Genomic DNA, 14,773 nt, shown 5'->3' on the forward strand with positions numbered 1-14,773 from the left:
AGTCCACCCTTTATGCCTGTCGTGAACCGTATTGCAGAGTTTGCCGCTGACATGGCCGAATGGCGCAGGTACCTGCACGCCAACCCGGAACTGGGATTGGATTGCCATGAAACGGCGGCGTTCGTGGTCGAGCGTTTGCGCGAGTTTGGAGTGGACGAAATCCATGAAGGCATTGCGCGCACCGGGGTGGTGGCAATCATCAACGGGGCCGAGCCGGGGCCGACCATTGGGCTGCGCGCCGATATGGATGCGCTGCCGATCATCGAGGAGACAGGGCTGGACTATGCCTCGAAAACCTCCGGCAAGATGCATGCCTGTGGTCATGACGGGCACACGGCTATGCTTTTGGGGGCCGCACGTTATCTGGCTGAGACGCGCAGGTTCTCAGGTCGTGCCGCACTGATCTTTCAGCCAGCCGAAGAGGCGGGAGGTGGTGCGGGTGTGATGGTGGATGAGGGCATCATGGACCGGTTCGACATTTCCGAGGTCTATGCTTTGCATAACGCGCCCGGAAACGAGGTCGGGTCATTCTATACCACACCCGGCCCGATCATGGCGGCCGTTGACACTTTTCACATCCATGTCAAGGGCAGGGGCGGGCACGGTGCGATGCCGCACGAGACCCGCGACCCGGTGATGGCGGCCTGCGGCATCGCTCAGGCGATACAGACGATCGTGAGTCGCAACAATTATGCACTGGACGATCTGGTGGTTTCGGTCACACAGATCCACACGGGCACCGTTGATAACGTGATCCCCGAGACCGCCTATATCAACGGCACCGTACGGACTTTTGACCCGAAAGTGCAGAAGATGGTGATGGAGCGAATGGCGCAGATCGTGCAGGGGCAGGCGGTCAGCTATGGGGTCGAGGCCGAGCTGGACTATGAAGTGGGTTACCCCGCGACCATCAACGATGAGGACAAGACATTGTTTGCCGCTGAAATCGCGCGCGAGATTGCCGGTTACGGGCGCGTAGTATCGCATGGCGAGCGTGAGATGGGGGCCGAGGATTTCTCCTATATGCTTCAGGCTCGGCCTGGGGCGTATCTGTTCCTGGGGCAGGGTGACAGCGCAGGCCTGCATCATCCGAAATACAACTTCAACGACGAGATCGCGCCGGTGGGTGCGTCTTTCTTTGCGAGGATCGTGGAGAGGGCGCTGCCGGTGGCTTGACGTTTTCGTGCGTCGCCATCCCGCCGGGAACCAAGGCAAGGACCAGCAATCAATGGCACTGGAAGATTCAAAAACTCAGGTGGATGAAGCGTTCACCAATCCGGAACTCAAGGGGTTGTCCTTTGAAAACACGTTTGGCGGGGCGACATCGTTCCTGCGGCGGCTTTACACCAAGAACCTGAAAGGGGTCGATATTGCCGTCACAGGCATCCCGTTCGACCAGGCGGTGACCAACCGGCCCGGTACACGGCTGGGGCCGCGCGCCATTCGCGAGGCGAGTTCGCTGCAATCGCCCGATGAACCCTATGGCTGGCCGTTCAATGCGCTGAGCGAGCTGGCCATCGTGGACTATGGCGACATGGCTTATGACTATGCCAATATCCCGGCCTTTCCCGACACTCTGACCGATCATATACGAACCATTCTGGCGGCGGATGTGGCCTCGGTCGCGCTTGGGGGGGATCACTATATCAGCTTTCCGATCCTAAATGCATACGCGGAAAAATTTGGCCCGATGTCATTGCTGCAATTCGATGCGCATACCGACACCTGGGCCGACGATGACATGAACCGGGTGGACCATGGCACCATGTTCTACAAGGCGGTGAAATCCGGGATCGTGGACCCCACGCGCTCGGTTCAGGTGGGGATACGCACCACCAACGAGGACACGCTGGGCGTCAATATCATCGATGCCCGCGAGGTCTATGAGGCCGGACCTGCGGCTGTGGCACAGAAGATCAAGGGTATTCTGGGCGACAATCCGGTTTATCTGAGCTTCGATATCGACGGGCTGGACCCGGCCTATGCCCCCGGCACCGGTACGCCGGTCTGGGGCGGGTTGAGTTCGATACAGGCGCAGATCATCCTGCGCGACATTGCCGGGATCAACATCAAGGGCGGGGATGTGGTCGAGGTCTCGCCGCCATATGACACCTCGGGCGCGACGGCGATTGCGGGTGCGCATATCGCGACGCAAATCATCTGCCTGCTGGGGTGGAACAAGTTGAGATGAGCACGTTCAACCAACCGATCAGCGGTAACGATCTGGCGCGGTTTTCCGGGCCAAATACCTTCATGCGATTGCCGCAGGTGGCATCGCCTGAGGGATTGGATGTGGCAGTGCTGGGGGTGCCGATGGATATCGGTACCTCGTGGCGGTCGGGCACTCGGTTCGGACCGAAACAGATCCGGGCCGAAAGCGCGATGATCAGGCCCTATAATATGGCGACCGGGGCTGCGCCCTTTGGCAGTCTGCAGATCGCCGATATCGGGGATCTTGCGATCAACACGTTTTCGCTGGCCGAGAGCCTGAAGATCATCAAGGCAAGCTATGACGGCATCCTTGCCAGCGGCGTGATACCGGTGGCGATGGGGGGTGATCATTCGATCACATTGCCGATCCTGCGCGCGATTGCCGCCAGGCACGGGCCAGTGGCGCTGGTGCATGTGGATGCCCATGCGGATGTGAATGACGAGATGTTCGGCGAGCGCGAGACCCACGGCACTGTGTTCCGCCGCGCATATGAGGAAGGTCTGATCGTGCCCGAGTTGACCTATCAGATAGGCATTCGCGGTTCGGGATATGCAGCCAGCGATTTCACCGAGGTGCAGGGGTGGGGCTTCAACCATTTCCCGGCGTGGGAATTGTGGCACCAGAGCCTTGCGCCCCTTGGCTCGCGGATCCGCGATGAGATCGGTGATCGACCGGTCTATGTCACCTATGACATCGACAGCCTCGATCCGGCCTATGCGCCCGGCACCGGCACACCCGAGATCGGCGGGCTGACGACGCCGCAGGCGCTGGAGCTGATCCATGCGCTGAAGGGGCTGAACATCGTCGGCTGCGACCTGGTTGAGGTGTCGCCGCCCTATGATCCGTCGGGGAATACCGCGTTGACCGGGGCCAACTTGCTGTATGAGCTGATCTGCATCCTGCCCGGTGTGGCCTCGCGCTAGTCATGAGACTGAGGATGGTGGTATTCTGGCTGGTGGCGGCTGTGATGGTTGCAGGATTCGGATATATCCGTCTTGCCCCGTCCGACCCGGCACAGTGGCACGTGGAGCCGGTAGGGGATGTGGACCGGACGTTCAAGGCGGGGGTGTTGCGGGTCGTCGAAACCGGGCCGGATGGACTGTCGCGTCTGGATGCCATTGCGCGGGCGACGCCGCGCACAGGCGTATTGATCGGGTCCGTGGAGGAGGGGATGGTAACTTACATCACTCGCACCCGAGTGTTCGGATTTCCGGATTACACAACCGTGCAGCAGGATGGCGACACTTTGCGCATTCATGCGCGGCTGCGGTTCGGGGGCTCAGATCTTGGGGTAAACCAGAAGCGGGTTGAAGAATGGCTTGGGCGGTTGCAACCCTGACGACAAACACCCCTCCTGCACTTCGCGCCACATTGGTACGTTCAGCGACATCTGGCATTGCGCCATGAACATGCGGCCATCCACCTGCAGGCAAATCATCTCGCCCAGTTCGACCCGGCTGCCCTTGCTGTCGGTGCAATAGCAATCCTGCACCTTGCCGCCGGGTCCGACGACATCGGCCCATGCGGGCGTGGCCAGCAGGCCAATCAGGATCAGCAAACGTTTCATGTCCCGAGTTTAGCACGGCTTGGGCTCTTGACCAGAGGCCTGGGATGATAGACACCGCCGCAATGGTCCCAGAAGAACGCCTTGAACAGATTACGCAGCGATTCCAGTATCTCGAAGCCGCCATGTCGGATGGCGCCTCGGGCGGGAATATCGCTGTTCTCGCCAAGGAGTATTCCGATCTGAAACCGGTGGTAGAGCAGATCATGGCGTGGCGGCAGCTGGTGAATGACTTGGCCGAGGCCGAGTCGATATTGGCGGACCCGGACATGAAGGATCTGGCCGAGGAGGAAATTTCAGTTCTTCAAGCACGTATTCCCGAGGCCGAACATGCGTTGCAATTGGCGCTTTTGCCCAAGGACGAGGCCGATGTTCGGCCCGCGATACTAGAGATCAGGCCAGGAACCGGAGGGGATGAGGCGGCGCTGTTTGCCGGTGATCTGTTGCGAATGTACCAGCGATATGCCGAGGCACGGGGTTGGAGGCTCGAGATTATCGAAGAGCACGTGACCGAACTGGGCGGCATCAAGGAAGTGGTGGCCCATATCAAGGGCGACAACGTCTTTGCGCGGCTCAAGTACGAATCCGGCGTGCATCGGGTGCAGCGGGTGCCCGAGACGGAAAGCGGTGGGCGTATCCATACTTCGGCGGCTACGGTGGCGGTGTTGCCCGAGGCCGAGGATGTGGACATCCAGATCGACGCGAACGACATCCGCATCGACACCATGCGCAGTTCTGGTGCGGGCGGTCAGCATGTGAACACTACCGATTCGGCGGTACGGATCACGCACTTGCCGACCGGCATCGTGGTGACAAGTTCTGAGAAATCGCAACACCGCAACCGCGAGATCGCGATGCAGGTGCTCAAGACGCGACTGTACGATCTGGAGCGTCAGCGCATAGACAGCGAACGCTCAGCCAACCGCGCCAGCCAGGTGGGGTCAGGCGACCGGTCGGAGCGCATCCGGACCTACAACTTTCCGCAGGGTCGGATGACCGATCACCGGATCAACCTGACGCTCTACAAACTGGATCAGGTGATGCAGGGCGATCTGGATGAGGTGATCGACGCGTTGACCGCCGACGATCAGGCGCGGCTTTTGGCGGAGATGGCGCAGTGACCGGCTTACAGACAGCGGCGCAGGCCATGGTGGCTGCTACCGCGCGGTTGCGGGCGGCGGGCGTGGCCGATCCGGCGCGCGACGCGCGGCTTTTGCTGGCCCATGCGGCGCGGATTGAAGCGAGCCGGGTAACGCTGATTGCCCCTGACGAACTGTCGCCGGAAATATCGGACCGCTACGAGCAGTTGATCTCGCTGCGGGCCATCCGGGTACCGGTGTCGCATCTGCTGGGCGAGCGGGATTTCTACGGCCGTCGGTTCAAGGTCAGCCGTGATGTGCTGGACCCGCGTCCGGAAACCGAGACATTGGTCGAGGTGGCTCTCAGCGAGCCGTTCGACCGGGTATTGGATCTGGGGGTCGGGTCGGGCTGCATTTTGGTGACGCTGTTGGCCGAACGGCCAAGCGCCATGGGCGTGGGCGTCGATGTGAGCGAAGCCGCTTGCCTGCAGGCCGGTGCCAACGCAGTGATGCACCGTGTGCAGGATCGGGCGGGCATTATTCAATCCGATTGGTTCGGGCGCGTCGGCGGGACGTTCGACTTGATCGTGTCTAATCCGCCTTATATCGCCCTGGATGAGATGGAAGGCCTGTCGGCAGAAGTGCGCGAGCATGAACCACGCCTTGCCCTGACCGACGAAGGCGACGGGTTGGGCGCCTATCGGCGGATCGCTGCGGGCGCGCCGGATTACCTGTTGCCCGGTGGACGGATTTTAGTAGAGATCGGCCCGACACAAGCGCGGCAGGTGAGCACCCTGTTCGATGCAGCCGGGCTGGCGGATATCCGCGCCATTCCGGATCTCGATGGCCGAGATCGTGTGATTTCGGCCCGTTCGCCGATCTAGATGTGGCAAAAAGGGCCGAAAAACGCTTGTTGGGATAAAAAAGCCGCGAAATTCGCCGATCCCCTCTTGTCTGTGCCGTCAGGACGTGTTTACTCAGGGATGTCGATGAGGTTGACGCTTTCTCAGCTCGCCTCCGACAATAAGCCCAAAAAAGTCGACTTCTCGTCACATCAAAAGGCCTCGGAAAGGCATAAGTTACGGGTTGATCGGCAGCGAAGTACAAGGCTGACGTTAGATAAAATGAGATCTTCCAAATCCCGCTCGCGGGCGAAGAATAACCGCAACCGTCCTACTGGCGGTAATGTTGTCAATCGGGTGTTCGACAGTTCCGGACCCGAAGGAAAAGTGCGTGGTACGCCGCAGCAGATCATCGACAAGTACAACCAGTTGGCCCGTGATGCGCAACTGGGTAATGACCGGGTTGCGGCCGAGAATTTCCAGCAGCACGCCGAGCACTATCTGCGTATGTTGGGCGAAGCCCAGCGCGAGATCGATGCGCGTCGCGAGGAGCAGGAGCGGCAGAACCGCGAGCGGCAGGCCGAGCGCGACCGCGAACGCGCCGAGCGTCAGGAGCGCGAGGCCGCGACACAACAAGCGGATCCGGCACAGACACCGCAGCCAGATGTTCTGGACTTGAGCGAGACCGGCGCGGGTGAGGACCATGGTCTGGTCGAAACGCCGGAGAGCAAGCCGAGGGCGAAAAGAGCCGAGAAAGCGGAAGCGGGGGAAGAACCCAAGCCCAAAAAGGCGCCGCGTCGCCCACGCGCAAAGAAACAGCCTGAAGAGGTCGCAACGTCCGAGTCGGGTCAGCCTTCGCCAAACGATGGTGGGCCGGCTGAAGCCGCAGAATAATTCGATCTGTCAGGATTGGAAGAGCGCCGTTCCGGTTGCGGGGCGGCGCCTTTCTTTTACCGTGATGTCAGCGGGCAATTGACTGATGCGTTCGACATTCCTAATCTCGCGCAGCTCAAGTCGGCAGGCAGTGAGCTTAATCGGTGTGTGCCATAACGCCCTGGAACTTCCATTTTTCGGGATCAAGTTATGGAAACAGATATCAGAACCCCCACCCGTCGTAACCGCCGTCGGTCTACCCCTGCGCCTGAAATCAAGGCACCCGGCGCCTTTCAGCTATCGCCTGCCTCCCTGGCCGGGACGCGATTCGGTTTTCTGAGCGATGCTGAGATCGAGGTGATGCGCGCCCGCAGCCTCGACCTGCTTGCGGACTATGGCGTGGTCGTCATCCACCCCAAAGCGCGCGAGGCACTGTTGGCCGCAGGTGCGACGCAAGGCCGGGATGCCGACCGGTTGCGCTTTCCCCGCGAACTGGTCGAGGAGGCGTTGACCGCCGCGCCTCGCGCGTTCACGCTGGCCGGAAAGACCCGCGAACTGGACCTGCCCATTCCGCGTGCCGATGGCGGGTTCATTATGCGCACTGGCACCGGCGCGCACGGTTATGTCGATCCCCGAGATGCGCGCTATCGCAATCTGGACCTCAAGGCAGTGCGTGAGATGGCTGCTGTGGCAAGCGGCCTTGATCAGGTCGGCTTCATCGCCCATCCTTTTGTGCATGGCGTGCCCGAGGTGACTTCGGACGTACATTCCTTTGCCGAGATGGTGTCGCACACCAACAAACATTGCTGGATGCAACCCTATGGCAAGGAGAACATCGAGTTCCTGCTGAAGGTGGCGGCAATTGCTGCAGGGGGTGAGGACACGCTGCGCAGGTATCCGATCACCTCGGTGATCACCTGTTCCTTTTCGCCACTGGAATTCAAGTACATGGATACCGAAGTGATCCTGCAGGCTGGTGCTTTGGGCTTGCCGCTGCATGCCTGTTCCCTGCCTTCGGCGGGGGGAACGGCACCCCTGACCTCGGCGGGGCTGGTGCTGATGGCGGCTGCCGAGATCCTGTCGATGCTGACGGTGGCGCATGTTTTGGTTCCAGGAACGCCGGTCATCGCGGTGCCGCTGATGTTCACATTGGATATGCGGACCGGCTCGGCGCTGCAATCCTGCCCTGAGTCGATTCAGGCCGCTTCGATGGCGGTTCAGTTGATGCGGTATGGGTTCGACCTGCCGACACATACCTATGGATCGGGGTCGGACACGCCGGATGCGGATCATCAATCGATGGCGGAACGAGCGCTGCTCACGCAAACGGTCGCAACCTCTGGGGCCGATATTCTGGGCGGCGTCGGACAACTGGAGTGTGCTACCGTGTTCAGCCCGGTTCAGGCCGTTCTGGATGACGAGATTGGGGCGATGGTGCGACGGTTCATGCAGCCGGTCGAGATTAACGCGGAAAGCCTGAACTGGGACGAGATGCTGAAGGTGCGCGCAGGTGGCCATTTCCTGGATAGTACCCACACACTGGCGCTGTGCCGGGATCAGCATCAACCGGATGTCTTCTTGCGGCAGGGGCGCGACGATTACGAGAAATCGGGCCGCCGCACCGCGTTCGAGGTGGCCCGCGACAAGGCGCTGGCCGCGATCGGTTCAACCTCAGAAGGCGGCGTGTTGAGCGAGGAGCAGCGACGCGAAATCGCCGAAGTGGTCGAAGCGGCGGACCGGTTCATCGTGGATGCGGTGCATCACGGCGGCGGAACGCAGGTGATCTGAGGCTATTTCGCGATTTCCCGTGCCAGTGCGCAGAACGCCTCAATCGAGACCTGTTCTGCGCGTTCGGTAGGTTGGATGCCCGCCGCCAATAAACGATCTTCGATATCAGGGGCGGCGCCCTTGAGCGAGGCGCGCAGCATCTTGCGGCGCTGGTTAAAGGCTGCGGCGACGACGCGCGACAGTGTGGCGGCATCGGCGGGAAAGCGCGGTTCGGGCAGGGCGGTCAGATGCACCACCGCGCTTGAGACCTTGGGCGGTGGCGTGAAGGCACCGGGGGGTAGGGACATTGCGATGCGCGCCTCGGATCGCCATTGGGCAAGGATGGCCAAGCGGCCATAGGCCTTGCCTCCGGGCTGGGCGACAATGCGCTCGGCCACTTCGCGTTGGAACATCAGGGTCAGGCTCTGCCAGAAGGGCGGCCATTCCGGAGGGGTCAACCAACGCACCAGTAGTTCGGTGCCGATATTGTAGGGCAGGTTGGCAGTGATGCGGATTGGCGGGGTCAGGTGTTGCAGCGGATCGATTTCGAGCGCGTCGCCATTGATGATGTCGAGGCGATCCGGATAAATAGTGGCGATCTCGTTGAGTGCGGCAATGCAGCGGGTGTCTTTTTCGACCGCAACCACCTTGCGCGCGCCCTCAGAAAGCAGCCCGCGGGTCAGGCCACCCGGGCCGGGCCCGATTTCCAGCACGTCGCAGTCGGTCAGGTTTCCAGCCTGACGCGCGATCTTGGCGGTGAGGTTCAGATCAAGCAGAAAGTTTTGGCCCAGCGATTTGCGGGCCGACAGTTGGTGCTTGGCGATAACTTCGCGCAGCGGGGGGAGGGGGTCGATTGCACTCATGATCCGGTTACCGTGGCGCGGAATGGAGGGGATGCGCCAGAGAATTCTTGCCTGCGGCGGGGATATTTCCAGCCACGTGAAGGATCAAGGTTTTTGTGCCATGCGTTGGGCAAGTTTCAGGGCTTCGATCAAGCTGGAGGGGGTGGCAATGCCCTGTCCTGCGATATCGAAGGCGGTACCATGATCGGGAGAGGTGCGGATGAAAGGCAGGCCAAGCGTGACGTTCACACCGCGGTCGAAATCGAGCGTCTTGATCGGGATCAGGGCCTGATCGTGGTACATGGCGATGGCCGCGTCATAGCGCGCCCGCGCGGCGGCGTGGAACATCGTGTCGGCCGGGTGCGGCCCTGTCAGGGTCATATCTTCCGATTGCATTTCGGCAATCAGTGGCGCGATCCAGTCCAGCTCCTCGCGCCCCATGGCACCGCTTTCACCAGCATGGGGGTTGAGACCCGCCACTGCAATACGGGGATGCGCGATTCCGAACTGGGTTCGCAACCCCTGGGCCGTGATAGCGATGGTGTCACGCAGCAGATCGGCGGTCAGGCGAGTAGGAACATCTGCCAGAGCGATGTGGATCGTCGCCGGAACAACACGGAGCTGGTCGCTGGCCAGCATCATCACCACGCGGTCGCGGGCCGCGAGGGCGGCGAGAAATTCGGTATGACCGGGATAGGCAAACCCGGCCCCGTCGATCAGTGCCTTCTTGTGAATTGGCGCCGTGCAGAGAGCAGATGCCGCACCGGATAAAACCAGAGAGACCGCCCTTTCGATGGCGGAAATCACGCCGGAGGCGTTGGCCGGTTCCGGCTGGCCGGGGCGTGCCGGGGCCGCAAAAGGCAGGGTCAGCACCGGCAGCGCCGTGGCGCAGGCGCTTGCGGTCTCGGCGGGATCGGAGATTTCGGCGACCGGTGTGCCGGTGGGTAGGTGCGACGGATCGCCGATCCAGAAGAACGGGCAGGTATCGCGTAACCGGTCCCAGGCCTTGGCGGCAATCTCGGGGCCTATGCCCGAAGGTTCGCCGCAGCTCAGGGCAATCGGCGCGCTCATTGTTCGATGATATGGGCGTCGGCGCGCAACTGCTCCAGCAGGCTGTCGGCAAAGGCTTGCAGACGTTGTTGCGCCAGCGCGTTTGCCACATCCTGACGCGAGACGTCCGCGCCAAAATCCTGCACACGGTTGCACAGCATTAGGAAGATCAGCGTCTGCCCGTTGTTGCGGGTCAGCGCAGTAGAGCTTTCGCCGGGATCGAGACGAGCCAGTTCCAGCGCGATGTCGCGCGGGATTTCGGAGGGACTCGCCGAAACGCGGTCAAGCACCTCGGACGGTTGACCCAGCGCCTTAGCGTAGAGGTCATCGCAGGTATCTATGCTCTCGCGAAGCTCGGCCGCAGTCTGGAGGGTTTCGGGGCTGCGTCCGCCCGCCAGATAGTAGGCGGCATAGTCGATCTTGGCGTAGTTCGGCGTTCCGCTGGCGGCCTCGCGGATGCCGCGCATCTGGAACAGGGCGATGGCGTTGGGTAGCGTAACCGGCTCTGTGATGTCGCCGGGATTGAGCGCCAGAATCACGGGCTGTAACGCCGGCGGAAGGTTGTTGAGAGGCAGCCAGTCGAGCCGCCCGCCATTGTTGCGCGTGTCGGATGCGGAATATTGCGTGGCGGCAGTGGAAAAGGCGTCGTAGTTGTCAAGCTGCGAAATCTGCAGCGCCAGATCCTCGGCTTGGGCGAGGGTCTGCTGATTGACCGGGATGATGATTTCCGACAGCAGGACCTGCAGGCCACCGGTGCTGGAATTTCCCATTGCGCGGTCGATCTCGTCGTCGGAGGGGCGTGCACGGGAGATGTAGCGTGCGCTGATATAGTCGCGCCATTCCAGCTGATTCTTGATAAAATCACGGACGGTTTCAGGAGCGATGCCCTGATCGCCCAGAAGTTTCAAAAATTCCTCGGAGGACAACTGCCCGCGCGAAGCGAACTCGTCGATCCCAACCTGAACATCTTCGGGTGCAATCTCGATCCCGGCGTCCTTGATAGCCTGGCGCCGAAGCCTGTCGTCTATCAGGGTTTTGCGAACCTCCTCCTCGGACGATCCAGGAATACCCAAAAGCTCCATGAACCGCATCCTCTGGTCCAACTCGTACCAGGTCACCACGTCCTGATTGACCTTGATGGCGGGGGCGAACAGGCTTTGCGCGGAGGTGTCTCCAGGTAGCAGCACGGCGGCTGAGACCAGCGCCGGGATCATTGATTTCAGCCAGCGCATCAGTGGTCGTGTCGGAATACTCGTATTCAAGTGCATGTTCGCCTGTATGTCTTGTTCCCGCCTTCAACCGCGTAACCAGTCAGGGCAACGGTAAACCCGAAATCGGTCGTGGGCTCAATACTCGATGTTTCGGTAAAGCGCCGCCTGACGGAGAAGTTAACGGTTACGCATTCGTTCTGATAGGCCAATCCGAACCCGGCGTTGATTGCGCGCGAGTCGTTGATGTCATACCGGATTTCGGCACGGGTGGTCCAGTTCTGGGACAGAATGTAGCGACCATTGAGCCAGACCTCGGAAATTGCCTGATCTCGGTCTTCCTGCGGGTCGCGCCCCAGCCAGACATATGTTCCGGTCAATCCCCCGCGATCCGCCCGCCAGTCGCCCCGCAGTTCCACTTTGTCAAAGTTGAACTGGCCGTTCAGCAGACCACGGGCGGTCAGGGACCAGCCGTTGTCGGATCTGATCTGACCGGCCATGAGTAAATCGGACGTGACGCCATCCAGACCGGAGGTTTTGGAAAAACGAGGATCGGCGGGGTCGCGGAACACGCCGCCGAGTGTTGCGTAGGTCTGCCATCCGCGCGGGTCATACATTGCCCAGTTCAAGCCGAGAACGGCGGTGGTTCCGTCCTCGCGCTGGTCATCTGCGGGAAAACGCGACAGCGACAGCAGGTTGCCCTGGTCGAATTCGACGAACTGGCTTTCGTCGTTTGGCACGTCACTGTCCGTGACGTTGGTCCATCCGATTTGGGCGATTGGTTCGAGGGTCTGAGTTACGCCGGAGGCGGTAACCAGAGACATCGGATAACGCAGGGTCAGAGCCGTGCGTGGGGTGATACGGGTCACCTCGCTGGGGAAGGTGCTGTCGTCCCAAATGCGGAACTTGTCTGCTGCTGCGCCGATTTGCCAGTCGGCGCGCAAGCCATTGCGGAATATCCATGACCGGAACCATTCAGCGTCAAACGTCGCGCTGGCCACATCGCGCCCTACGACATCCTCGGTGCTGGTGCGCTGGTGCCCGTGGCCATCAAATGCCAGACGCACCTCACCGCCGATCGCGGCTGGAAAGAAACGCTGTTCGAAATTCACGTCAAAAATGCGCGAAGGGATGTCGTCCTGATTCTCGCTTTCGCGCAGCGTCTTGTAGTGGATGAAGCTCGTGCGAAAGGCTTTGTCGCGTTTGATCTTTTCCAGTGCGATTTCACTGCGCAGGCGGTCAAGATCGGGAAGGCCGTAATCGACAAGATAGGCGTCATCGGATACCGCCTTGAGATCGAAGGTCAGGCGATAGTCGTTCCAGACTGAAAAGGCGCCGCCTGCGAAGAGGTAACCGCGAGCCTCGCCGGGGTACAGATCGTCGTCTGTTTGTGCGCCTTCAATCACGATCCGACCGTTCTTGAAGGCCTGGCGATAACGGTATCCAAGCGTGCGCGTACGTGGCGACAGATATGGCGTCAGCGTCAGGTCCTTATGATCGCCAAGTTTGAAGAAATAAGGAACCTTGATGCCGGTTTCGAGTTGCGATGTCGTGCGGATAGACGGCACCAGAAACCCGGTCGCGCGCTCCAGCGTAGGGTCGGGCAGGCGCAAGGCAGGAAAGTAAAAAACCGGCACGTCGAGAATGCGCAGTTGGGCGTTTTCGAAATATAGCTGCCGTTCAAGCTGGTCATGCGTGATCTTTTGTGCGCGGATCTGCCACAGGGGCGGTTTGCCGTCGTCGCAGACCTGACACGAGGTGGCCGAGGTTTTGTAGAGCTGGGTATACCGCCCGCCAACGCGGGTCATTTGCTGTGCGGCAAGCTGAATCTGTTGTTCGAAAACCAAACGGGCGCCTTGCAGCAGACCGTTCTGCATGCCCTCATCCAGTTCGGCCGCATCCGCCAGAATCGTGATCGAGCCGCCTTGATCAATGCGTATGGGGCCTTCGATCGAAAGCTGGCCGGTGGTGCGGTCGAAGGTGATCTTACGGGCGCGCAGGCGCACCTCGCCTTGATAGGCCTCGACATTGCCTTCGGCGACAAGCTGGCGGTCAGCGGTGATAAAGACCCGATCGGCCACCAGCAAAGCGGGTTGCACCTTGGGTTGTTCGCTCGTCTGGTCGGAAACCGGCCCGCTGCTGGTCTGCGCCTGCGCGTAGTGATACGGACAGATCAGGGACATGCCGGCAACGAATGCCGGAAAGAAGTACCGCATCAGCCGTCCTCCGCGTGCAGGAGCAGGCCGATGGACAGCAGGATCGAGGCAACCGGCGGAGCCCATGCAGCGAGCAGAACCGGAAGCTGGCCGTTCTGTCCCAGTATCTGGGCAAAGTTGCGCATGAAATAGAGTGCAAAACCCAACAAAACTGCTGTCAGAACCGAAATGCCGGTACCGCCAAAGCGGACATGGCGCATTGTGAAGACCGCACCAACCAGAACCATAGAAATCAGGAATAGCGGACGTGCCAACTGGGCATGCAGCCACACTTCGTATTGCTTTGTCGAGAAACCGGCCTGACGCAGATCGCGGATCAGTTGAGGCAGATCGTACACTGAGATCGTGTCCTGTTGGCCGAGCGTGTCGAGAATGCGGTCTTGCGTCAGCGTGGTTGGGATTTCCAGGCGTTCGTGAACCGCGGCGTTGACCTCGGGGTTGAGTCCCGAAATGAGCGGCCAGGCCTTGGCGTTTTCCAGAACCCATGCCCGGTCGGACAAACGGGCACTATCGGCCACGATCTGGCGAATGGGTATGCCCGCGTTGGAATAGGTCAGAATGGTGACGTCGAGCAGGGTGAATCCGCCCAGCGTCTCGGTTCCCGTAGCGTGAATCACCGATTGCCCTGTTTCTGAACCTTGGCGTAGCCACAGACCTTCGCGGCTGATCGACAGGGCAGAGGCGCCGTCGCTTCGGTACCCTTCGGCGAGGCGCTGATACTTTTCGGCGGTTGCGGCGACGATCGGATTCAGCATGCCCACACTCAGCAGACCGATGACAACGGCGACAAATACCGGTGCGGCCAGGGCTCGAATTCCGGACCTGCCAATGGCACGGGTGACCACCAGTTCCGAGCTGCGTGCCAGTCCGATGAACAGAACGATGGTCGACAGGATCATCAAAAGTGGCAGCATCTCGTTGATGGCGGCTGGTGTGTTCAGAAGGGTGAGCTGTAAAAGCTGTCCGAAGCTCAGCCCGTAATCCTCGAACCGGCGCACCTGCTCGATCATGTCGATCAGCATGATCAGCGTCAGAAACACCATTCCGATAAACAGAAAGCTTTGCACAAAACGGCGTGCGAAATAGCGGTCGAGGATCACTGTGTCTGCTCCGCCGTTCG

Annotated in this window: 14 protein-coding genes; 8 read left to right on the forward strand and 6 right to left on the reverse strand. The window is 60.7% G+C overall.

Annotated elements, in window-relative coordinates; genetic code table 11:
- Positions 1 to 12 precede the first annotated feature (12 nt).
- Genes ACR0LZ_RS14280 through ACR0LZ_RS14295 form a run of 4 tightly spaced genes read left to right on the forward strand, consistent with a single transcriptional unit; the run spans position 13 to position 3,551 of the window.
- Positions 13 to 1,176, forward strand: a complete 1,164-nt coding sequence (locus tag ACR0LZ_RS14280) for a M20 aminoacylase family protein (protein WP_480750511.1) — start codon at positions 13 to 15, stop codon at positions 1,174 to 1,176.
- Between the two features lie 52 nt (positions 1,177 to 1,228).
- Positions 1,229 to 2,191, forward strand: coding sequence for an agmatinase (speB, locus tag ACR0LZ_RS14285; RefSeq protein ID WP_480750512.1), 963 nt, complete (start codon positions 1,229 to 1,231; stop codon positions 2,189 to 2,191).
- On the forward strand, positions 2,188 to 3,135 hold the full coding sequence (gene speB, locus ACR0LZ_RS14290) for an agmatinase (RefSeq protein ID WP_480750513.1): 948 nt from the start codon (positions 2,188 to 2,190) through the stop codon (positions 3,133 to 3,135). The genes speB (ACR0LZ_RS14285) and speB (ACR0LZ_RS14290) overlap by 4 nt, the downstream gene beginning before the upstream one ends.
- Before the next feature lie 14 nt (positions 3,136 to 3,149).
- Positions 3,150 to 3,551, forward strand: coding sequence for a DUF1499 domain-containing protein (locus tag ACR0LZ_RS14295; RefSeq protein WP_480750514.1), 402 nt, complete (start codon positions 3,150 to 3,152; stop codon positions 3,549 to 3,551).
- On the opposite strand, the gene ACR0LZ_RS14300 is transcribed toward ACR0LZ_RS14295, so the two are convergent.
- Positions 3,492 to 3,779, reverse strand: coding sequence for a hypothetical protein (locus tag ACR0LZ_RS14300; protein WP_480750515.1), 288 nt, complete (start codon positions 3,777 to 3,779; stop codon positions 3,492 to 3,494). The two genes, ACR0LZ_RS14295 and ACR0LZ_RS14300, sit on opposite strands and share 60 nt — an antisense overlap.
- A gap of 62 nt (positions 3,780 to 3,841) precedes the next feature.
- Between ACR0LZ_RS14300 and prfA the strand changes: the two genes are divergently transcribed.
- The 4 genes from prfA (at position 3,842) to ACR0LZ_RS14320 (ending at position 8,358) form a co-directional block, all read left to right on the forward strand.
- Positions 3,842 to 4,897 (forward strand): peptide chain release factor 1, encoded by a 1,056-nt coding sequence (gene prfA / locus ACR0LZ_RS14305; RefSeq protein WP_480750595.1) that lies wholly within the window; start codon positions 3,842 to 3,844, stop codon positions 4,895 to 4,897.
- A gap of 26 nt (positions 4,898 to 4,923) precedes the next feature.
- On the forward strand, positions 4,924 to 5,739 hold the full coding sequence (gene prmC / locus ACR0LZ_RS14310) for a peptide chain release factor N(5)-glutamine methyltransferase (protein ID WP_480750596.1): 816 nt from the start codon (positions 4,924 to 4,926) through the stop codon (positions 5,737 to 5,739).
- A 240-nt stretch (positions 5,740 to 5,979) separates the two neighbouring features.
- Positions 5,980 to 6,591: a DUF4167 domain-containing protein gene (locus ACR0LZ_RS14315; protein ID WP_480750597.1), complete on the forward strand. Its 612-nt coding sequence runs from the start codon at positions 5,980 to 5,982 to the stop codon at positions 6,589 to 6,591.
- Positions 6,592 to 6,780: 189 nt separating this feature from the next.
- Positions 6,781 to 8,358 (forward strand): trimethylamine methyltransferase family protein, encoded by a 1,578-nt coding sequence (locus tag ACR0LZ_RS14320; RefSeq protein WP_480750516.1) that lies wholly within the window; start codon positions 6,781 to 6,783, stop codon positions 8,356 to 8,358.
- A gap of 2 nt (positions 8,359 to 8,360) precedes the next feature.
- On the opposite strand, the gene rsmA is transcribed toward ACR0LZ_RS14320, so the two are convergent.
- The 5 genes from rsmA to lptG all read right to left on the reverse strand — a co-directional run bounded on the left by rsmA (position 8,361) and on the right by lptG (position 14,753).
- Complete coding sequence (gene rsmA, locus ACR0LZ_RS14325; RefSeq protein ID WP_480750517.1) at positions 8,361 to 9,200, reverse strand: 16S rRNA (adenine(1518)-N(6)/adenine(1519)-N(6))-dimethyltransferase RsmA; 840 nt, start codon at positions 9,198 to 9,200, stop codon at positions 8,361 to 8,363.
- An 84-nt stretch (positions 9,201 to 9,284) separates the two neighbouring features.
- A complete protein-coding gene (gene pdxA, locus ACR0LZ_RS14330) occupies positions 9,285 to 10,250 on the reverse strand; it encodes a 4-hydroxythreonine-4-phosphate dehydrogenase PdxA (RefSeq protein ID WP_480750518.1) in 966 nt (321 codons plus the stop codon).
- A complete protein-coding gene (locus ACR0LZ_RS14335; protein WP_480750519.1) occupies positions 10,247 to 11,461 on the reverse strand; it encodes a peptidylprolyl isomerase in 1,215 nt (404 codons plus the stop codon). Before ACR0LZ_RS14335 ends, pdxA begins: the two co-directional genes overlap by 4 nt.
- A 26-nt stretch (positions 11,462 to 11,487) precedes the next feature.
- Complete coding sequence (locus tag ACR0LZ_RS14340) at positions 11,488 to 13,653, reverse strand: LPS-assembly protein LptD (protein WP_480750520.1); 2,166 nt, start codon at positions 13,651 to 13,653, stop codon at positions 11,488 to 11,490.
- Positions 13,653 to 14,753 carry an LPS export ABC transporter permease LptG gene (gene lptG, locus ACR0LZ_RS14345; RefSeq protein ID WP_480750521.1) on the reverse strand — a complete coding sequence of 367 codons (1,101 nt, stop codon included), beginning with the start codon at positions 14,751 to 14,753 and terminating at the stop codon, positions 13,653 to 13,655. Before lptG ends, ACR0LZ_RS14340 begins: the two co-directional genes overlap by 1 nt.
- Between the last annotated feature and the right edge of the window lie 20 nt (positions 14,754 to 14,773).

This window comes from Ruegeria sp. CI1 (genome assembly GCF_056536925.1).